The 18,665-nt window shown below is 57.1% G+C and carries 17 protein-coding genes; 8 read left to right on the top strand and 9 right to left on the bottom strand.

Translation table 11 applies throughout. The features are described 5' to 3' along the window. Window positions 1-21: 21 nt before the first annotated feature. The 4 genes from cydB to cydD all read right to left on the bottom strand — a co-directional run bounded on the left by cydB (window position 22) and on the right by cydD (window position 6,431). Entirely contained in the window at window positions 22-1,179 is a 1,158-nt protein-coding gene (cydB, locus tag RBB44_RS14765; protein ID WP_306148477.1) for a cytochrome d ubiquinol oxidase subunit II, read from the bottom strand. Window positions 1,180-1,185: 6 nt separating this feature from the next. Further along, window positions 1,186-2,790, bottom strand: a complete 1,605-nt coding sequence (locus RBB44_RS14760) for a cytochrome ubiquinol oxidase subunit I (RefSeq protein WP_306148476.1) — start codon at window positions 2,788-2,790, stop codon at window positions 1,186-1,188. Between the two features lie 153 nt (window positions 2,791-2,943). Beyond that, a complete protein-coding gene (cydC, locus tag RBB44_RS14755; RefSeq protein WP_306148475.1) occupies window positions 2,944-4,629 on the bottom strand; it encodes a thiol reductant ABC exporter subunit CydC in 1,686 nt (561 codons plus the stop codon). Further along, the gene (gene cydD, locus RBB44_RS14750; RefSeq protein ID WP_306148474.1) at window positions 4,626-6,431 is read right to left on the bottom strand and encodes a thiol reductant ABC exporter subunit CydD; all 1,806 of its coding nucleotides are present in this window, start codon (window positions 6,429-6,431) and stop codon (window positions 4,626-4,628) included. Before cydD ends, cydC begins: the two co-directional genes overlap by 4 nt. 236 nt (window positions 6,432-6,667) lie before the next feature. Between cydD and RBB44_RS14745 the strand changes: the two genes are divergently transcribed. Beyond that, a complete protein-coding gene (locus RBB44_RS14745; RefSeq protein ID WP_306148473.1) occupies window positions 6,668-6,988 on the top strand; it encodes a hypothetical protein in 321 nt (106 codons plus the stop codon). Between the two features lie 67 nt (window positions 6,989-7,055). Here the strand turns inward: RBB44_RS14745 and RBB44_RS14740 are convergent, their stop codons facing one another. Then, a complete protein-coding gene (locus RBB44_RS14740; protein WP_209175041.1) occupies window positions 7,056-8,555 on the bottom strand; it encodes a CoA-acylating methylmalonate-semialdehyde dehydrogenase in 1,500 nt (499 codons plus the stop codon). 333 nt (window positions 8,556-8,888) lie between these two features. Here RBB44_RS14740 and RBB44_RS14735 point away from each other — a divergent pair, with 333 nt between their 5' ends. Beyond that, window positions 8,889-9,770, top strand: a complete 882-nt coding sequence (locus tag RBB44_RS14735; RefSeq protein WP_306148472.1) for a LysR family transcriptional regulator — start codon at window positions 8,889-8,891, stop codon at window positions 9,768-9,770. A gap of 9 nt (window positions 9,771-9,779) precedes the next feature. Here RBB44_RS14735 and RBB44_RS14730 read toward each other — a convergent pair whose 3' ends face one another. Beyond that, on the bottom strand, window positions 9,780-10,385 hold the full coding sequence (locus tag RBB44_RS14730) for a thiamine phosphate synthase (RefSeq protein WP_306148471.1): 606 nt from the start codon (window positions 10,383-10,385) through the stop codon (window positions 9,780-9,782). A 159-nt stretch (window positions 10,386-10,544) separates the two neighbouring features. Here RBB44_RS14730 and RBB44_RS14725 point away from each other — a divergent pair, with 159 nt between their 5' ends. The 4 genes from RBB44_RS14725 (at window position 10,545) to RBB44_RS14710 (ending at window position 13,686) form a co-directional block, all read left to right on the top strand. After that, the gene (locus RBB44_RS14725; RefSeq protein WP_306148470.1) at window positions 10,545-11,480 is read left to right on the top strand and encodes a pirin family protein; all 936 of its coding nucleotides are present in this window, start codon (window positions 10,545-10,547) and stop codon (window positions 11,478-11,480) included. Between the two features lie 154 nt (window positions 11,481-11,634). Next, window positions 11,635-12,357, top strand: a complete 723-nt coding sequence (locus RBB44_RS14720) for a class II aldolase/adducin family protein (protein ID WP_306148469.1) — start codon at window positions 11,635-11,637, stop codon at window positions 12,355-12,357. Between the two features lie 2 nt (window positions 12,358-12,359). After that, entirely contained in the window at window positions 12,360-13,256 is an 897-nt protein-coding gene (locus RBB44_RS14715; protein ID WP_306148468.1) for an ROK family protein, read from the top strand. Window positions 13,257-13,308: 52 nt separating this feature from the next. Next, the gene (locus RBB44_RS14710; RefSeq protein ID WP_306148467.1) at window positions 13,309-13,686 is read left to right on the top strand and encodes a hypothetical protein; all 378 of its coding nucleotides are present in this window, start codon (window positions 13,309-13,311) and stop codon (window positions 13,684-13,686) included. Window positions 13,687-13,819: 133 nt separating this feature from the next. Here the strand turns inward: RBB44_RS14710 and RBB44_RS14705 are convergent, their stop codons facing one another. Together RBB44_RS14705 and RBB44_RS14700 are read right to left on the bottom strand one after the other, a co-directional pair. Continuing rightward, entirely contained in the window at window positions 13,820-14,299 is a 480-nt protein-coding gene (locus RBB44_RS14705; protein ID WP_306156128.1) for a hypothetical protein, read from the bottom strand. 226 nt (window positions 14,300-14,525) lie between these two features. Then, window positions 14,526-15,500 carry a DMT family transporter gene (locus RBB44_RS14700; protein WP_306148465.1) on the bottom strand — a complete coding sequence of 325 codons (975 nt, stop codon included), beginning with the start codon at window positions 15,498-15,500 and terminating at the stop codon, window positions 14,526-14,528. 232 nt (window positions 15,501-15,732) lie between these two features. Between RBB44_RS14700 and RBB44_RS14695 the strand changes: the two genes are divergently transcribed. Together RBB44_RS14695 and RBB44_RS14690 are read left to right on the top strand one after the other, a co-directional pair. After that, the gene (locus tag RBB44_RS14695; RefSeq protein WP_306148464.1) at window positions 15,733-16,308 is read left to right on the top strand and encodes a MarR family winged helix-turn-helix transcriptional regulator; all 576 of its coding nucleotides are present in this window, start codon (window positions 15,733-15,735) and stop codon (window positions 16,306-16,308) included. 149 nt (window positions 16,309-16,457) lie between these two features. Beyond that, on the top strand, window positions 16,458-17,222 hold the full coding sequence (locus tag RBB44_RS14690; RefSeq protein ID WP_306148463.1) for an FKBP-type peptidyl-prolyl cis-trans isomerase: 765 nt from the start codon (window positions 16,458-16,460) through the stop codon (window positions 17,220-17,222). A gap of 18 nt (window positions 17,223-17,240) precedes the next feature. On the opposite strand, the gene RBB44_RS14685 is transcribed toward RBB44_RS14690, so the two are convergent. Continuing rightward, entirely contained in the window at window positions 17,241-18,662 is a 1,422-nt protein-coding gene (locus tag RBB44_RS14685) for an 8-oxoguanine deaminase (protein ID WP_306148462.1), read from the bottom strand. Window positions 18,663-18,665 lie beyond the last annotated feature (3 nt).

The raw sequence follows: 18,665 nt of genomic DNA, 5'->3' as shown, positions 1-18,665 counted from the left end.
TCGTCTCCGTCTGTGCGTGCCTCAGTAGGCCGTGTGGTTGTCGCGTTCGATGGTTTCTTCATCAATCTTGCCCCACAGCACCTTGTAGACCCAGGCCGTGTAAACCAGGATGATCGGCAGGAAGATGACAACCGCCACGAGCATGTTGAAGAGCGTGCGATGTGTCGAAGAGGCGTCCCAAACAGTCAAGCTCGCCTCGGGTTGTACCGATGACGGCAAAATGAAGGGGAACATCGAAACTCCGACGGTGGCAATGATCCCGAATACAGCCATCTTCGAGAACGCGAAAATCGGCATCTCGAAGCGCGTCTGCAGCAAAACAAGTGTGCCGAGCATCCCCAGGAACCCCATGATCGGGGCAAGCCACAGTACCGGATAAGCCGCATAGTTCTGCATCCAGGCTCCGCCCTCAACAACCGCTTGTTTGGCGAGCGGGTTGGCTTGCATGTTTGGGTCGACCTCCGATGTGATCCGGAAGCCCTCCACATAACCGGTTGCAATCAGATATCCGCCAACGCCGAACAGAAGGATCCCGCCGAGAGCTGCAAAGGTGCCGGCCTTTCTGGCCCGTGCAGCAATCTCCCCGGTCGCCCGCATCACCAGCCAGACCGCTCCATGCATCACGAGCATGGTAACCGACAAAAGTCCGCACAGAAGCGTAAATGGAGAGAACAGACCGAAGAACGAGCCGTCATAGGTCATGCGAAGTTCATTATCGAGCCGGAATGGCACCCCAAGAAGAACATTGCCGACCGCAACACCAAACACCAGCGCAGGCACAAAAGACCCGGTGAAGAGTGCCCAGTCCCAGGCGCTACGCCAATTAGGATCAGGCCGTTTGGAGCGATACTTAAAGGCCACTGGCCTCAGGATCATGGCCGCCAGAACCACGAACATGGCCAGATAAAACCCGGAGAAGCTGATCGCATAGAGCGGCGGCCAGGCAGCAAAGATCGCACCGCCGCCCAAGATGAACCAGACCTGATTACCCTCCCAGGTGGCACCGATCGTGTTAATCACGACGCGCCGCTCAATATCGGTTTCGGCGATGAACGGCAGCAGCGTTCCAACACCCATGTCGAAACCGTCGGTCACGGCAAATGCGATCAGCAGGATGCCGAGCAGCAACCACCAGATCACTTTCAGGGTCGAGTAATCGATGAGTTCGTAAAGGACCATGATCGTTTACTCCGCCGGAACTGCTGAAGCTGATGAGGGCGCCGAGATGGACGGTGGTGGTGTGGGAGCAATCCGTTCGCCATCCTCCGGTCCAATCTTGATGTATTTGATCATCAGCGCGATCTCGATGACCAACAGCGTGCTGTAAAGGGCCACAAAACCGGCGAGCGTCAGCAGAACTTCAGGAACTGAGAGACTGGAAACGGCAGCAGACGTTGGCAGCATACTCTCGATGATCCAGGGTTGACGGCCGTACTCAGCAACAAACCAGCCCATCTCGCAGGCGATCCAGGGCAGCGGTATGGACCAGACCGCGACATGAAGGATCCAGCGCCGTTTTTCCATGAGCGTTTCCAGCCGGCCAGCAGAGGAATAGTAGAAAAACACGGCTGTCAGTAGGATAAAGAAGAAACCGCACGCCACCATGATCCGGAAGGCATAGAACATCGGCCAAACATTCGGCACCGTCGACCAGGCTGCCGCATCAACCTGCTCGGTCGTAGCTGCCATCGGGTTGTCGGTGTAGGGCAACAGGAGATAGGCATAGCCGAGAGACTGTGCGTTCTGGCGGAATGTTTCCCGCAACTCTTCGCTGGCCTCAGCCGGGTTCTCTCGAATTTTCTGCAACGCATCCCAAGCGACCGCGCCTTGCCGGATGCGATCTTTCGATCGCTCCACGAGCTCGTTGATGCCCGGGATCTCGGTATCGAGAGACCGTGTTGCAATGAGACCCATCACATACGGGACTTCAATCGCAAAGATGTTCTCCCGCGTTTCCATGTCGGGCCAGGCGACAACGTTGAACGCAGCCGGGGCCGGTTCCGTGTGCCACATGGCCTCGATGGTTGCGAGCTTCATCTTCTGGTTCAAGTTGGCTTCGTAACCGCTCTCATCGCCCAGAACGACGACGGACAGTGCCGAGGCAAAGCCGAATGCCGAGGCGATTGCCATGGACCGTTTCGCGATCTGCAGATGCCGGCCCTGCAGCATGTACCAAGCGGAAATCCCGATCATGAACATCGCCGCGGTGACATAGCCAGCCGATACGGTGTGAACGAACTTTGCCTGGGCAACCGGGTTGAACAGGACTTCATAGAAGCTTGTGACTTCCATCCGCATCGTGTCGGGATTGAACTCGGCACCAACTGGATGCTGCATCCAACCATTCGCGATCAGGATCCAGAGCGCTGAAAAATTGGTTCCAAAAGCAACGGCCCAGGTCGCAGCGAGGTGCTGGCGCTTCGACAGTCTGTCCCAGCCGAAGAAGAACAAGCCGACAAAGGTCGCTTCAAGAAAGAATGCCATCAAGCCTTCGATGGCCAACGGCGCGCCGAACACATCCCCGACGTACTGGCTGAAATATGCCCAGTTCATGCCGAACTGGAACTCCATGGTCAGCCCCGTGGCGACCCCGAGCACGAAATTGATGCCGAACAGGGTTCCCCAGAACTTCACCATCCGTTTCCAGATTTCGCGGCCGGTCATGACATAGACCGTTTCCATGGTGGCAAGCAGGATGGAGAGTCCGATTGTCAGCGGCACGAACAAGAAGTGGTACATCGCAGTCATGGCAAACTGCAGCCGTGACAGATCGACGACGTTGAGTTCCATCAGGTTCCCCTTTTAAGCCCGTGCGGCCTTAGCCTTTGACGAGATGGTGACCCAGGTGCATCGCAAGGTCAATGCACCCAAACTATATTGCAGGACACCTAACTACATCAAAATGAATACGAAATTACAAATTCGAGATAATCTGAAGTCACTTTATTCCGCCGCAAGATCGGCTTTTCTCTGATTGAGAAACAAAACGCTGCCGGCCGATTCCAATTCGATCCGCTTGTGCGCGATCATGAGAACAGCAGCGCGCCCCCGGAACGAGAAGAACCGCTCAAGGACATCTGTTGTCGTCGCCGTGTCCAATCCTTCCGTCATCTCATCCAGGATAAACAGGTCCGGACTGGTCAAAAACGCACGTGCGAGAGCAATCCGCCGCTGTTCACCACCAGACAGACCAAGCCCCCCCTCCCCGATGATCGTATCTAGTCCATCCGGGCTTTCAGAGATCCGCTGCGCGATGGCCGCTTGCGCCAACGCGATCCAGAGTTCGGTATCGCTTGCAGACGGGTTCGCAATCCTTAGATTCGCAGCGACCGTATCATTGAAGAGATGCGGTCGCTGGCTCAGAACCGTGACGCGTGAACGAAGCTCTGCTTCGGGCACATTAGCCAAATCCTGACCATTCAGAAGGATCCGACCCTTGCCTGGAACCAGCATTCTGGAGGCAAGTGCGGCAACGGTGCTCTTGCCGCATCCACTGCGCCCCGCAATTGCCAGCGTTTGTTTCTCTGAAAGTTCAAAGGACAGATTTTCCAGAACAGTGCGCTCTGCACCGGGATAGCCGAATGACACCGAGTCGAACTTTAGAATTGAACCAGTGACTGGCTCTTCCTGGTTGTTGTCGTTTCTTTGGTGGACACCAGCTCTTTCGTCCGAATGAGACGGCGCGAGCAAAGTGTTTGTCCGGTCTGCTGCCAAAGCGATACGGGGCAGTTTTGCAAGCCCCGGCAGGATAGAACCGATGATCTCAGGAACGGCTATGGCTGCAAGGACAAGAGCAATGCCGAGGCCGGGAGAGATATCGCTCGCCATAACCGAGAGGGAAACGGCGACCAGCATCAGGGCCACAAACACCTGTCCGAGCGCGCCCGAAAACCCGGTCAAGCGTACCGCCCGGCGATCTTCCAGATCTTCCGCTGCTCCTTGGCTGTCATCCGCCTGCCGAATGGTTTCAACAACCGGCTCCAGCCCACCAAACACCGCAAGATCCCGTCGCCCGGCAACCATGTCGGTAGCTCTCAAACGCATGGCTTCATTCGCCGCGTCCGCCCGGCGGGCAAGTTTCTTGTCGGCACTGCGGACCGCATAGACTGCGAGCCAGAACCAGCCAGTCAGGCAAATTGCACCAGCGGCAAACACGATTGCCGGCATGGACAACCAGATCGCAAGAGCCGCGAGCGAAACCGTCGAAATTACCGCAAAAGGAACAACCAACCGGAGATAAACACCGTCCAGAGCGGAAATGTCGATGGTCAGACGGTTCAACAGCAAGCCGGATCGCTGTCTGGACAGCGACTTCGACGCCATTGCGGCAAAGAGCTTTGTGCGCAGATCCGCGAGGTACCGGAATGTTGCGTCATGGGTCAGCATCCGCTCACCATACCGGCCCGCCGTTCGCAAGATCGCCAAAGCCCGGATCATGGCGCTCGGGGCAAAGATGTTCAAAAACACACCCGTCGCCCCGGCAATACCGGCGGCCGTGATGAACCAGCCCGCAACACCCAATAGCAACAGGCCGGAGATTGCCGGAACCAGTGCAGCTGCAATCCCGAGGCAAAATGATAGGCGATTGTGCCGAAAGTGGCGGGAGACAAAGCTCAGAACAGCGCTCATCCTGCTGTCTCCAAAATCTTCGCTCCTGCCAAACGAGCAAGATCAATCTTTTGTCCAGGAAGAGCCAAAATGGCCGGATTGTGGGTTGCAATGACCGCCGTCCGGCCGGCGCACAGCTTTTGCAGCCCGGAGATCACATCGGCAGCGGTTTCATCATCAAGCCCTGCCGTCGGTTCATCTGCCAGAAGGAGCTTGGCCGATCTGCGCACGGCAGCCCTTGCGAGCGCAATCCGCCGGATCTCGCCAACAGAGAGGCCAAAACCATCCTCGCCCAGCTGTGTCCCAAGTCCACGCGGCAACCCGCGGACCAGTCCCTCTGCACCGGCAAGCCGTAGTGCGGCCCAGAGATCATCGTCACTTACGGTTTCGCTAGGCCCCGCGCCCCGCATCAAGTTGGCTTTGATCGAGCCATGAAACAAGCGCGGCGACTGACCGAGCCACATGGCGCTCTGGCGCAATTCCTTGGCCATTGCTGATGTCAGCGCCTGCCCATCAACCGTTACGGCACCGTCTGCTGGTGTGTGGAAACCCAGGATACAGTCGATCAGCGTTGTCTTGCCGCTGCCGCTCGGACCGAACAACAGAAGCGTCTGGCCAGACGGGATATCCAGTGTGAGACCATCATAGACGGACCGCTCGCCGAACCGGATCGACACGTCCTCAAACCGGATAGTTGGTACGCCGCCTCCGACATGGAACGCAACTGCTTCGCTCTTTTCAGCACTGCTTGGCTTGGGTGCCGGAAAGCTGTCTTCAAGGCTGGCAAGGCTGTCCAATGCTGCCAGCCCTGCTGCCCGGTCATGATAGGCGGCCGCAAATCCGCGCAAGGGCGCAAAAAACTCCGGTGCCAGCAACAGGACAAACAACCCTCCGCCGTAGGTCAACGGCGATCCCCAAGTTCCGATGGAGATGTCTCCAAGGAGCGAAAAACCGATATAAACGGCAGCAAAAGCAATCCCGAGCGCAGAGAACAGCTCCAACACGGTTGAAGATAAAAACGCAATCTTCAGGACATTCATTGTGCCGGACCGGAACCGCTCTCCGGCGTCATTGACACTTTGCAACGTACGATCGAGCGCACCAAAGAGAGTGAGCGTTTCCAGCCCTCTGATACGATCCAGCAACGTTCCGCTTAACCGGGTTAGCTCATTTTGCTGATGGGCACTGGCTTTTTTGGCCCGCATGCCAATCAGGGCCATGAAGACAGGGATCAACGGGCCACAGATCAGCAAAATGAGAGAGGCAATCCAGCTGACCGGCAGCACTGCCACAACAATGACCAGCGGAACGACCTTCACCCGCATCATTTGCGGCACATAGTTTTGGTAATACGGACCAAGAAGATCCACTTGTTCGGTCAGATGGGCAGCAAAGGCCCCTGAAGATGGGAATGTTGCTGCAGGCGAAACTTCAACGGCTGCTTTAAGCAACCGGGTTCGCGCCGCACTTTGCACCCTGCGAGCAGAACGGCGTGCCGCATTCATACCCCTCGTTTGCAAAACCATGCGAACAAGCGCCAGCGCTATGACGCCAAAACCAGCTACGAGAACCGGAACAGAGCTCTCGAGGGAGACGTCTGCGCTTGCTGGATCCAAAAAGGGCTGAAGCAAGAGAGCAGCGGCAAACGCGATCAGTCCGGCCTGGGCAATCCAAATGAGATCGGCGAATGCCAACAACAATCCGGCACGCCGAAGAGCCTTCGCGCAGGCGTCATCCGGCACGCCGATCGGCCCATCAGCCGCATCGGCAGTCGTCACGCTCGCACCCGGTATTCTTGCCCGTTTGGTATTCCCTTTAGTCATGGACTGCTTATCGCCGCGCTCCCCCCGCGATGTCACTGAGGCTTTTTGCCCCTTTGTCTTGTTTCAACGACTCTTACACGCGGTTTTTCGAAATTTCCATCTAGCCCAAGGTTTGAGCGCGGATTTTGCCCCAATCACCAGCTGTTTCTCCTGACAGGAAGCTGGCAGGAGGCCTGTGCAACAAAGTCTGCGGACATTGTTTCCTCAACAGCAACACCGAAAAAGGATGATCCGTCATGACAACTCCGTGCCTCGAACTGGTGGTTTTCAAAGTCAAGGACCGCGCCAAGGCGCGCATTGCCCGCCGGGCAGCCCAGGACGTCGTTCGCAACTATGAAGGCTTTTTGTCCTGGTCCGCCTATGAGGCCTGCGACGACGAAGGCCTCTTAGCTGATGTTGTCATGTGGCGCGATCTCGCGACGGCCAAAGCTGCCGGACAGAAGGTCATGTCTGATCCAGGCTTCAAAGCCATCATGGCAGAAATCGATGGTCTCGTTTCAATGGCACATTACACCGCGGACCGGGTGGTCGAGGCCGAGATGACGGCCGCCGCCTGAAGCTAAAAATAAGAACGGGCGAACCAGATGGTCCGCCCGCGCCTCAAACTGTCGGTTTAAACAAGACTTACTTCATGGTCGGAATGGAAAATTCTGCGCCTTGCCGAATACCGGACGGCCAACGGGAGGTGACCGTTTTTGTCCGCGTGTAGAACTTGAACGCATCCGGACCGTGCTGGTTCAGATCGCCGAAGCCGGATTTCTTCCAGCCGCCGAACGTGTGGTAGGCGAGCGGCACAGGGATCGGCACGTTGATGCCGACCATGCCGATGTTGATCCGGTTGGCGAAGTCGCGGGCCGTGTCCCCGTCGCGGGTGAAGATCGCGGTGCCATTGCCGTACTCGTGATCCATGGCAAGGCCAATGGCTTCCTCGTAGGTCTTGGCGCGCACAGTGGACAGCACCGGACCGAAGATCTCGGTCTTGTAGATGTCCATGTCCTTGGTGACGTGATCGAACAGGTGCGGTCCGACGAAGAAACCGTCCTCATAGCCCTGCATCGAGAAGTCACGGTTGTCCACGACCAACTTCGCGCCCTGGTCCACGCCGGAGTTGATGAGGCGCAGGATGTTTTCCTGTGCGGCCTTGGTCACGACCGGACCAAAATCGATGTCATCACCGGCTGTCCATGGGCCGACTTTCAACGCTTCAACACGCGGGACGAGTTTTTCGATCAGGCGGTCTGCGGTTTCATCGCCAACCGGCACAGCAACGGAAATCGCCATGCAGCGCTCGCCTGCCGCGCCATAACCGGCACCAACAAGCGCGTCAGCTGCCTGATCCATGTCCGCATCCGGCATGATGATCATGTGGTTTTTGGCACCACCGAAGCACTGCGCCCGTTTTCCGTTTTCAGCAGCCCGGTGATAAATGTAATGGGCGATCGGCGTGGAGCCGACAAAGCCGACAGCTTGAATGGTCGGGTTGTCGAGGATCGCATCGACCGATTCCTTGTCGCCGTTGACGACGTTCAAAACGCCATCCGGCAAACCGGCTTCTTTCAACAGCTCCGCCAACATCATCGGAACGGACGGATCGCGCTCGGACGGCTTCATAATCATAGCGTTACCGGCAACGAGCGCCGGGCCCATCTTCCAAAGCGGGATCATGGCCGGGAAGTTGAACGGGGTAATCCCGGCAACAACGCCCAGCGGCTGGCGCATGGAGTACATGTCGATACCCGGGCCGGCACTGTCGGTAAACTCGCCTTTCAGGAGATGCGGCGCGCCGATGCAGAACTCGATCACTTCCAGACCGCGCTGCACGTCGCCTTTCGCGTCGACAAAGGTCTTGCCGTGTTCGGAGGACAACTTTTCGGCCAGCTTGTCCATGTCACGATTCAGAAGATCGACAAACTTCATCATCACGCGGGCGCGCTTTTGCGGGTTCTGCGCAGCCCAGGCCGGCTGGGCAGCGGCAGCGTTGGCAACGGCAGCTTCCATTTCGGCAGTGGTTGCAAGCGCGACCTGCGCCTGGACTTCACCGGTTGCCGGGTTGTAGACGTCTGCATACCGGCCAGAGGTACCCTCAACCTGTTTGCCGCCGATAAAATGACCGATCTTTTCCATGTTCGTTTCTCCCAAAACGTCAGAAGCAACGGCAGCTGATAACTGCCACCAAAATTATGCTGCAGCTGTTTTCGCTTTTATTTTTGCATTCTACAAGAACCGAAAATCCGCATCCGTTGTGCGTTTTTGATAGTTAGAACGCATAAGCTCCACTATAACTCGATAACAAACAGGCATCACAAACCCGGCACAAAAAGCCACCCCACGCAACCCGGGCCAAGCAGAGCGCGGAGCTGGGACTACCCGGGCTGAAAACTAAACCAGCCATCCGCAATCGATTGGACCCCGGATCTTCGCTGCGCAGGGTCCGAGACGACAACAAAGACATACTCTATGAACTGGGACGATATTCGCATCTTTTTGGGCGTGGCCCGCACGGGGCAGATCCTGGCGGCGGCCAAACGGCTCGGGCTGAACCATGCCACCGTTGCCCGGCGGTTGACTGCGCTTGAGGACAGTCTTGGCACCCGGCTCTTTGATCGCTCGACCTCAGGCTGCGTCTTAACCGATGCCGGCAGCCGTTTTTTCGACCGCGCCGAGACAATGGAAGCCGCAGCTCTTCAAGCCGAAGCTGATCTTGGCGATGACACGCCGGAGATATCCGGCACCGTGCGCATTGGTGCACCAGACGGGTTTGGGGTGGCGTACCTTGCCCCGCGCCTCGGGCTTCTCACGCGCCAGCATCCGGGCCTCACGGTTCAGCTTGTTCCGGTCTCCCGCTCCTTCTCCCTGTCCCGCCGGGAGGCGGACATTGCCGTCACCATTGAGCGGCCGGAAACGGGCCGCCTGATCGCAGGAAAACTGGTCGATTACGCCCTCGGGCTCTACGCCTCCAGATCCTATCTGTCGGAACGGGGTATCCCGGCTAGTCCTGGAGATTTGAGCGCGCACAATCTGATCGGGTACGTGGAGGACCTGCTCTATTCCGCTTCGCTCAATTATGGGACGGAGTTCTTTAAGGGCTGGACCGCGCGCTTCGAAATCGCGTCGGCACTCGGCCAGACTGAAGCTGTCAAGGCGGGCGCGGGCATCGGCATCCTGCACGACTTTATCGCCCGCGCAGATCCATCGCTTGTGCCTGTTCTACCAGATATGAAATTGAAACGCGCCTACTGGATGGTTACCCACGAAAGTTCCCGACCCTTGCGCCACGTCGCAGCGGTGCAGGACTTCCTGCGCGAGCAAGTCGCGCGCGACAAGGCGATATTTGAGTAATGGGGGACCTTAGCGCCACGTTTTAGTTGCAGAGATCCATTCGCGTGTCCGCGCTTCCGGGTCGCTATTGCGGGTAATGTCAGTGATCACCGCAGCGCTGTCTGCGCCATGCTCAAAGACACCCGAAAGCCGTTCCACGGTCAATCCACCGATGGTAACCAAGGGCAGATCGCCGATGTCCGCTTTCCAGCGGGTGATCTTTTCCAGCCCCTGCGGCGCCCATTTCAGCTCCTTGGTAACTGTTGGATAGACCGGACCGAGCGCCACATACTCCGGCTGCACTGCCAATGCCGTCGAGAGCTCCGCGCCATCATGGGTGGAGACGCCCAGTTTCAAGCCAGCCTTACGGATCGCGTCCACGTCAGCATCTGCCAGATCTTCCTGCCCCAGGTGGACGAAATCACAGCCTTCGGAAATGGCGAGCTGCCAATAGTCGTTCACGACCAATTGGCATCCGTGATCGGCACAGACGGATTTTGCTTCGCGTATCTGGCGGGCGATGTCCGCGTCCGGCTGGTCCTTGATGCGCAGCTGCACAAGTTTCACGCCCAGCGGCACCAGCCGGGCAATCCAATCAGAGCTGTCAACGATGAGATAAAAAGGATCGAGTTTCATACTGGCTCACGGAGATAGCGGCGTAAGGCCGATTACCGGTCCGTTATACTGCGTGCAAATCACTGCTCAAGACCGAAACGGACTGTTCAATGGACACTTTCGGCATGCATCCCCTATCTATGATGAGAAGAAACGTATTTGTGACATTGGGAGAGGCCCATGAGCTGGTTGAATTGCCCGGATCCAACTCCGGGAGACGCTGCAAGCTGCGATCCGATCGAGACGATTATCGTGCCGCGCACATCAGATCTTGGCGGTTTCTCGGTCCGCCGGGCGCTGCCATCCGCAAAGCGCCGAATGATCGGCCCGTTCATCTTTTTCGACCAGATGGGCCCGGCAGAGCTTCTGGTTGGCGGCGGTATTGACGTGCGCCCGCACCCGCACATTGGCCTTGCGACCGTGACCTATCTGTTTGAAGGTGAAATGTACCACCGGGACAGTCTCGGCACGGAAATCGCCATTGCCCCCGGCGCACTCAACTGGATGAGCGCCGGAAAAGGCATTGTCCATTCAGAGCGCGAACGGCCGGAGCGCCTGAACGAAAAACGTCCGCTGTTTGGTCTGCAAAGCTGGGTGGCACTGCCAAAACATCTGGAAGAGACCGACCCGACCTTCCAGCACCACGGAACCGATGAGCAGCCGGAATTTGCCGATCAGGGCGCGTCAGTCAAACTGATTGCCGGATCGCTATACGGCCATACGGCGCCTGTTAAAACAGCCTCGGACATGTTCTATGCCGACATCCATCTGGAGCCGGGCGCAAAGGTTCCACTGGACGCAGGTTGGGAAGAGCGCGGCATCTACACGATCTCCGGGCAAATCACGATTGCCGGACAGACTTTCGATCCGGCTCAGCTGATGGTCGTCAAACCGGGCGATCATCTCGTTATCGAAAACACCTCTCCGGCACCCGCCCGGTTTGTCGTGATGGGCGGCGAGCCTATGGATGGTGAGCGCTACATCTGGTGGAATTTTGTTTCCTCGTCCAAGGAACGGATCGAGCAGGCCAAAGAGGACTGGCGTCAGGGCCGGTTCGACATCGTGCCGGGCGACGAAGAGGAGTTCATTCCCCTGCCCGACCGGCCTGGGCCGTAGTTTTCAGGTCATTCCCAAAAAGACTTCAGCCGCGCCGGGCCTCCGGCGCGGTTTTCTTTTGCGAAACCGGTGCGGAAACCGTATGCCACCGCCAAGTCCCTTGAAGCCGTCGCTCTGGCCTTTATACAGAACGGATTGGTTTCAAGGAGTTGTCATGACCGCCCAAACCCAGCCTGTCTTTCCCAAAGACACCGAGGCGCTCCGCACGGAGATCATCGAGACGGCACGGGCCTTGCCGAAACTGGGGCTGACAAAAGGCACGTCCGGGAACGTCAGTGCACGCACAGAGAACGGTTTTCTGATCACTCCGTCCGGCACACCTTATGAGGATTTGACTGACGAGAAGATCATCGCCGTGGATATGCAAGGGTGCTACCGCGGTGACATTCTGCCCTCTTCGGAATGGCGCATGCATCTGGACTTCTATTTGGCTAAGTTAGGCTGCGGAGCGGTCGTCCATTGTCACAGCCCGCGTGCAACAGCCTTGGCTTGCCATCGGAAGGGCATTCCGGCCTTCCACTACATGGTTGCCCTTGCTGGAGGCGACCGGATCGAGTGTTCCCGATACGAGAGCTTCGGGACCCGCGCCCTCTCAGAAGCCATGATCGACGCCCTTGGCGATCGAAACGCATGTCTTCTCGCCAATCACGGACAGATTGCCGGTGGGGCAACGCTCAAGAAGGCCTTGTCGGTTGCCGAAGGTGTTGAAGATCTTGCGGACCAATATTTGTCCGCGCTGGCACTTGGGCAACCGGTGATTCTGGATGCGGCGGAGATGGCCGACATTCTCACGAAATTCAAAACTTACGGCAAACAGGCGGGCGACCTCAAAGACGGTCAATCCGCTGCATTTGAATTGCCGAAACGGGTGGGCTGAACATGCGTCTTGGAATTGATTGGGGTGGAACAAAGATCGAGATCATCGCGCTCGATGATGCGGGCGCAGAACTGTTCCGTCAGCGCAGCGCAACACCGAAAGATGATTACGAAGGCTGCATCCGCGTGGTGAAGGATCTGGTCGAGGCCGCCGAAAGTGCAACCGGCCGGACAGGCTCGCTTGGGTTGGGCATTCCCGGATCGCTTTCCCCAAAAACCGGTGTTGTAAAGAACGCCAACTCCACCTGGATGAACGGCAAGCCGCTCGACAAGGATCTGGAATCGGCCCTCAACCGTCCGGTGCGCATCCAGAACGATGCCAATTGCCTGGCCGTTTCCGAGGCGACGGATGGTGCCGGCGCGGGCGCTCATATCGTGCACGCCATTATCATTGGCACGGGATCCGGATCCGGCATCGCAATTGACGCCAAGGCCCATCTTGGTGCCAACGGCATTGGCGGGGAATGGGGCGGCATCGCCCTGCCCTGGATGACGGCGGAAGAGTTTCCGGGCCCCGACAGCTGGATCGGCCACAAGGGTGTCATCGATCTGTGGTGCTCGGGCACCGGCTTCCAGTGGGACTACAAAGAACGCACCGGGAGAGCGCTGAAAGGTCATGAGATTATCGACTTGAAACGATCCGGAGATGCGGTGGCCACAAAGGTCTACCAGGATTATGTGAGCCGCTTGGCCAGGGCATTGGCCATGTCGGCCAACCTTCTGGATCCGGATGTCTTTGTGCTCGGCGGCGGCATGTCGAACATTGCAGAGCTCTATGACGACCTGCCGGACGCCATGCTGCCTTACGTCTTTTCAGACACCTATGACACGCCCATCCGCAAGGCCAAGCACGGCGACAGTTCCGGCGTGCGCGGTGCTGCCTGGCTTTGGAACGACTAGTCAGATCAATTCTCTAAGACACTGATTTTAATATCAAATACTTAGGTAGAGTATGACACAAAACGATTCACTAGACCAATTCGGCAAACTGTTTATTTCAGCTGTTAGAAATCAGGTTCATTGGAAATATCGGCAGATAGAAAACGGGTCCCTACGCGGTGAAAATGCCAAAAGGCGGCATGAAACCACCGATGCCCTTGCTGCAAGTTCCGAACAAAAAGAAAAACTCAGGAAAATCGTAGAAGCCACGATTGATGATTGCCTCCACGAGTTTCTCTTCATGCTCGAAAACAACTACGATACACTCGAACTGTTGTTCAAAGCCTCAGACGGATCGGTGATCAATGTTGCGGAGACAAGTGACGGTCTTTGCGGAGAGCTCTACACCGAAGATGGCTGGATAGAGAAGTTCGGTTCTCACCTGGATTAAAAATTCCAGGGATCGCCCATGCGCAAAGCCAAGCACGGCGACAGTTCCGGCGTGCGCGGTGCGGCCTGGCTGTAGAATGATTGATTTTTGCGAACAATACAAAGCGCTGATCACACAACTAGAGAAACGATGTTCAATAAATCGCCTTACTGAAATGAATTTGGACGATCTCGTCTTGGCGATGTTCGAATAGGATTTGAACGTTGTCTTTCGGATAGTATTTTATCCACGGCAGCATTCGGCCAAAAACGGGATGCTGCTGTTCTTTGCCGATCGCAGTTGGCTCGCCGAACCTATCGAGAACAACTTGCTTTGTAAGGCCAGATGGCAACCGATAAGGAAGAATGCCCTCAAAGCGTTTGAACCCAGGATCCTCGGCGTCTCCTTGGGTCGCTTCCAAGTAAAGGATAATTGAAACGAGTTTCGGCTCTTGTTCTATCTCGGTGAAGCGGATTTCGACGCCCCTGTCATAGTAACAATAAATCTCATCCCGAGGATCGAAACACGTGAACCCTACGCTCCTGTCCAGATATTGCCAAACGCGACTGGTTGCGACTTTCTCCCAAATCATATCGACGGCGTTTTCGAAATTAACTGCGTTTATTGAACTCATATTTGCTCTTACTCGTGTCGCTGATCGATAACTAATGGGCTCAATGAATGCTTTTCAAGCTGAAATTCCTGGTATTTGTTACAATAGTTTTCGAAACGAGAAATCATGAATGACATGCCGTCCCGGTCAAGCTAAGTGCGAACCGGGACCTGGGTCTCACTGTCTGAAACGAATTGGTCCCGGCGCGAGGCCGGGAAAGCGTTTTCAGATTTGAACGGAAGACTGACTATCCGCGCCCCTTTCCGAGCGTGACGAACACGATGCCGAGGGCGACGGCTGCGATGGCCCCGAGTTTCGCAAGGTTGGGCACTTCGCTGAAGACGAGATATCCGAGGCCAAGTCCGGCGATGGCCGCCACGGAGCCGATCTGGCTGAGGTAGACCGGACCGGCCACCTGCTGCAGGCGGAAATAGAGCCCGTATTGTACCGAAAACGCCAGGATCTGTGCCAACAAAAGGCCAAGCGCTGCGGACGTCCACTCGGCCGGACCAACAGGTATTCCCATGACCGCGTTGAAAATTGCCAGCGCGATGAACGCCACGACCATCATGCCAAGAGCCAGTTCGATGGGTGTCGCACCGTCCGGCCATTTCAGAGACCGGTAGATGTTTCCAACGGCGAGAAACACCGGGATTGCGAGTGTGACCACGGCCCAAAGGGAGCCTTCAGGAGACACCCCGGCCCCACCGCCCGCCAAGAGGACACCGCCGGCAAGACCGGCCAGAACCCCAATGCTGCGCAAAAACTGGAACCGCTCAAGACCGATCAGCACGGCGAAGGCATAGGTCAGAACCAGCGGAAACGCATAACTCAGCGAGACAAAACTTGCGCCGACTTCAGGGGCCGCAACCACCGCAATCATGTTGGGCGCAATGAACAATATGCCGGTTATGAAAAGGTATTTCAGGAGACGAAGCTTCGCCGCACGGGTGGTGCGATGCCGGGCACCGCTTTCGACACCGGCGAGCAGCGTCCCGCTCCAGAGCAGCGCGGCACCGCCAATAATGGCCCATTGCAACAGTCCCAACGGATGCCATCCCACCATGGGGCCGGTTTTGGCGAACACGACTGAGACGGCCAGAAAGCTGCCAACGGTCAGAAGAAGTATATGCGGGTTGTCGTAAAACCGGGTCAGGAGGCTCGGTTGTTGCCGGGGCACTTCCCCGGCCTGTGACGGCAGGGCTTTAAACGTATCCGACATTTGAAAATCCTTCTCAGAAACAGTCTCTCAGCCGCTGCAATACGGCCGGTAACGGTCAACATAAGAACTTTTATCTTTATATCAAGATACTTTTTATCAAGCTTCTTGATATTGATTGACAACCAGCGAGTCCTGGCGCATTTTCGGAATAGAAATCAATCATCTAGAAAAGCCACTGCGCAGCGCAAATCTGTCCCCTGGACAAGCTTGCGCGATAAAACCAGGAAGCAAGATGTCCAAATCGCCGTCTTCACGCGCAAAAAACCCGGACCACATGTTCGGGGATCCTGAAGAGCTTTTGATGGATCGGGCTGAACGCGCCCGCCAGCAATGGCAAAAGGAAGTGCCGGAGATCGCAGACAAGCTGACACCCATGGTGGTGCTCGGCAGGATCAATGAAGCCTCACAGATTATGACCGCCGATTATCTGACACCGGCCTATGCCAAGATCGGCCTGAAACTCGGGGAGTTCGACGTCCTGGCAACGCTCGTCCGCTCCGGGCCGCCCTACAAGCTCACCCCGACCGAACTCTACCGGACCACAATGATGAGCTCCGGCGGCATGACGGCCCGGCTCGACAAGCTGGAAAAGGCCGGTCTTGTCGAACGCTGCCCTCATCCGGAAGACCGAAGGGCTCTAACCGTCTGTGTGACGGACAAGGGACTGAGTCTCGTCAAAGGCATGATGCCGGACTATGTGGACGCGCAGGCCGCCGCTGTCGACGGTTTGAGCAAAGACGAACAACAGCAACTCTGCACCCTCCTGCAAAAACTCATCCGCACGGCCAACGAGAAGAAGACCGGCTGATCCACCCGCCAGATAACCGCAACCTGCCAGAAGAATGCATATTGGTGCGGCAATAGGCGTGGTCCCAATCAACGCACCTTGATTTGCATTTCAGAAGGAGATGATCGACGGTCGGCGAGAAAATAATTCTCGGACAAATGGACCCCGACATGATCAAGTGGATCGCTCCCATACTTGCCGCAACACTGTTTGTGCTCCCGGCAGTCGCGCAAGAAGAACTGCAAATCAAGGACATCGAAAAAGGCACCGGAGAAGAAGCCAATGTCGGCGAGACCGTCGTCGTGCATTACACCGGTTGGCTGATGGATGGGACAAAGTTTGATTCAAGCATCGACCGGGGCACCCCGTTTTCCTTCACACTCGGCGAACGCCGTGTAATCCCGGGCTGGGAGCAAGGCGTTGAAGGCATGCAAGTCGGCGGCAAGCGCGAGCTGATCATCCCGCCGCATCTCGCCTATGGCGCATCCGGTGCTGGCGGGGTCATTCCGCCGAATGCCACGCTCAAATTCGAAATCGAGTTACTGGATGTCAAAGGCAAGAAATTCTCCGAGCTCAGCAATGATCAGCTCAAAGAGCGCCTGGCCGCAGGAGCGACTGTAATCGACATTCGCCGCCCGGATGAATGGAAACAGACCGGTGTTATTCCCGGCACCCATCTGGTGACCTTCTTCGATGCCTCCGGAAACCCGAACCCCAATTTCGGCAAGGAACTGCAGTCACTGATCTCCGGCCCCGGCGATGAGGTCATCTTCCTGTGCCGGACGGGCGCGCGCAGCAAAGCCTTGTCGGAGTACCTTGCCGGACAGGGCGGTTTCACCCAGGTCGCCAACGTGACCAATGGCATCACGAGCTGGATCTCAGGCGGCGGAGACGTCACAGAAGCTGTGCAGCCCGAGAATTGCTGGCTCTGCTGAAGTCTCACCGGCCAGCCTTCAGAGCCCCTCGGCCAGTTTCAGGCTCAACCGGTTATGAGTCTCGATAACCGGGACCATGTCCATCGTCGTGATCCGGCCGTCCTCAACAATGACCTTGCCGTTGATTACCGTTGTTTTCGCTGTTTGAGGCGCACAAAAGACCACAGCTGCGACCGGATCGTGAAGCGCTCCAGCAAACCCAATCGTATTCAAGTCAAGTGTGAAGAAGTCGGCACACTTGCCTGTTTCCAATGACCCAATGTCATTTCGACCCAACACGGAAGCACCGCCCAATGTGGCGAGCTCCAGGGCTTCGCGGGCTGACATCCACTCCCCGGCTCGCAGCGGGTGCGCAGGTGGCAGCAGGGCGTATTTACTCGGGCCTTCCGGCGGCTGAAGTCCGAGCTGCAACCGGGCCAGCAGCATGGCCTGGCGGGCTTCCATCAGCATGTTGGAACTGTCGTTGCTTGCGGACCCATCAACACCAAGACCAACTTTTACACCCGCAGCCATATATTTCTTCACCGGCGCAATGCCCGACGCGAGCCGCATGTTGGAACAGGGGCAATGCGCGGCGCCGCAGCCGGTCTTGGCAAAGAGCCGTATTTCATCGTCATCGACGTGGATCGCATGGGCAAACCAGACATCCGGACCGGTCCAGTCGAGCCCTTCCATCCATTCGACCGGGCGCTTGCCGAACCGCTCCAGAGTGTAGCGTTCTTCATCCAGCGTTTCGCAGAGATGCGTGTGCAGCATGACCTTCTTATCGCGGGCAAGCGCGGCACTCTCCCGCAAGAGATCCTCCGATACAGAAAACGGAGAGCAAGGTGCGACCACCACCCGCGTCATCGCCCCGTCCGCCGCATCATGGTAGCGGTCGATGACCCGGACCGTGTCGTTCAGGATGAACTCTTCATCTTCGACACACTCGTCGGGCGGTAAACCGCCTTTGCTTTCTCCGAGCGACATGGATCCACGGCTTGCGTGGAACCGGACCCCAAGCTCCCGGGCCGCTTCGATCTGGTAATCGACCTTGTTACCGCTCTGGAAGAGATAGGTGTGATCAAAAACAGTCGTGCAGCCGGACAACGCCAGTTCGGCCAGGCCGATCAGCGTGCTGGCGCGCGAGGCTTCCGGATCGGTTCGTGCCCAAACCCGGTAATGCGCCTGCAGCCAGGGAAACAGATTGTTGTTCTGCGCTGCCGGCAGATTGCGCGTCAGCGTCTGGTTGAGATGGTGATGGGTGTTGACGAATCCGGGAAGGACAATCTGGCCAGAGGCGTCAATAACCTTGTCCGCTTGTTTCGGCAGGTCATCGGACGGCCCAACTTGCTGGATGACGCCGTCCACAGCATAGACCCCGCCACCGGCGATTTCCCGCCGCTCGCCATCCATCGTGACCAGCATATCGGCGTTCTTGAGGAGCAGCGTCTCGGGCATAAG

This window comes from Roseibium sp. MMSF_3247 (assembly GCF_030733765.1).
GTDB lineage: Bacteria > Pseudomonadota > Alphaproteobacteria > Rhizobiales > Stappiaceae > Roseibium.
The sequence above is the reverse complement of the archived record's forward strand: the minus strand, read 5'-3'. Positions and strand labels throughout refer to the sequence as shown.

Excerpts from the sequence above, each read along its gene's own strand:
- cydB (WP_306148477.1), bottom strand. The coding sequence starts at position 1,179 with ATGGTCCTTTACGAACTCATCGATTACTCGACCCTGAAAGTGATCTGG.
- RBB44_RS14760 (WP_306148476.1), bottom strand. The coding sequence starts at position 2,790 with ATGGAACTCAACGTCGTCGATCTGTCACGGCTGCAGTTTGCCATGACT.
- cydC (WP_306148475.1), bottom strand. The coding sequence starts at position 4,629 with ATGAGCGCTGTTCTGAGCTTTGTCTCCCGCCACTTTCGGCACAATCGC.
- cydD (WP_306148474.1), bottom strand. The coding sequence starts at position 6,431 with ATGACTAAAGGGAATACCAAACGGGCAAGAATACCGGGTGCGAGCGTG.
- RBB44_RS14745 (WP_306148473.1), top strand. The coding sequence starts at position 6,668 with ATGACAACTCCGTGCCTCGAACTGGTGGTTTTCAAAGTCAAGGACCGC.
- RBB44_RS14740 (WP_209175041.1), bottom strand. The coding sequence starts at position 8,555 with ATGGAAAAGATCGGTCATTTTATCGGCGGCAAACAGGTTGAGGGTACC.
- RBB44_RS14735 (WP_306148472.1), top strand. The coding sequence starts at position 8,889 with ATGAACTGGGACGATATTCGCATCTTTTTGGGCGTGGCCCGCACGGGG.
- RBB44_RS14730 (WP_306148471.1), bottom strand. The coding sequence starts at position 10,385 with ATGAAACTCGATCCTTTTTATCTCATCGTTGACAGCTCTGATTGGATT.
- RBB44_RS14725 (WP_306148470.1), top strand. The coding sequence starts at position 10,545 with ATGAGCTGGTTGAATTGCCCGGATCCAACTCCGGGAGACGCTGCAAGC.
- RBB44_RS14720 (WP_306148469.1), top strand. The coding sequence starts at position 11,635 with ATGACCGCCCAAACCCAGCCTGTCTTTCCCAAAGACACCGAGGCGCTC.
- RBB44_RS14715 (WP_306148468.1), top strand. The coding sequence starts at position 12,360 with ATGCGTCTTGGAATTGATTGGGGTGGAACAAAGATCGAGATCATCGCG.
- RBB44_RS14710 (WP_306148467.1), top strand. The coding sequence starts at position 13,309 with ATGACACAAAACGATTCACTAGACCAATTCGGCAAACTGTTTATTTCA.
- RBB44_RS14705 (WP_306156128.1), bottom strand. The coding sequence starts at position 14,299 with ATGAGTTCAATAAACGCAGTTAATTTCGAAAACGCCGTCGATATGATT.
- RBB44_RS14700 (WP_306148465.1), bottom strand. The coding sequence starts at position 15,500 with ATGTCGGATACGTTTAAAGCCCTGCCGTCACAGGCCGGGGAAGTGCCC.
- RBB44_RS14695 (WP_306148464.1), top strand. The coding sequence starts at position 15,733 with ATGTCCAAATCGCCGTCTTCACGCGCAAAAAACCCGGACCACATGTTC.
- RBB44_RS14690 (WP_306148463.1), top strand. The coding sequence starts at position 16,458 with ATGATCAAGTGGATCGCTCCCATACTTGCCGCAACACTGTTTGTGCTC.
- RBB44_RS14685 (WP_306148462.1), bottom strand. The coding sequence starts at position 18,662 with ATGCCCGAGACGCTGCTCCTCAAGAACGCCGATATGCTGGTCACGATG.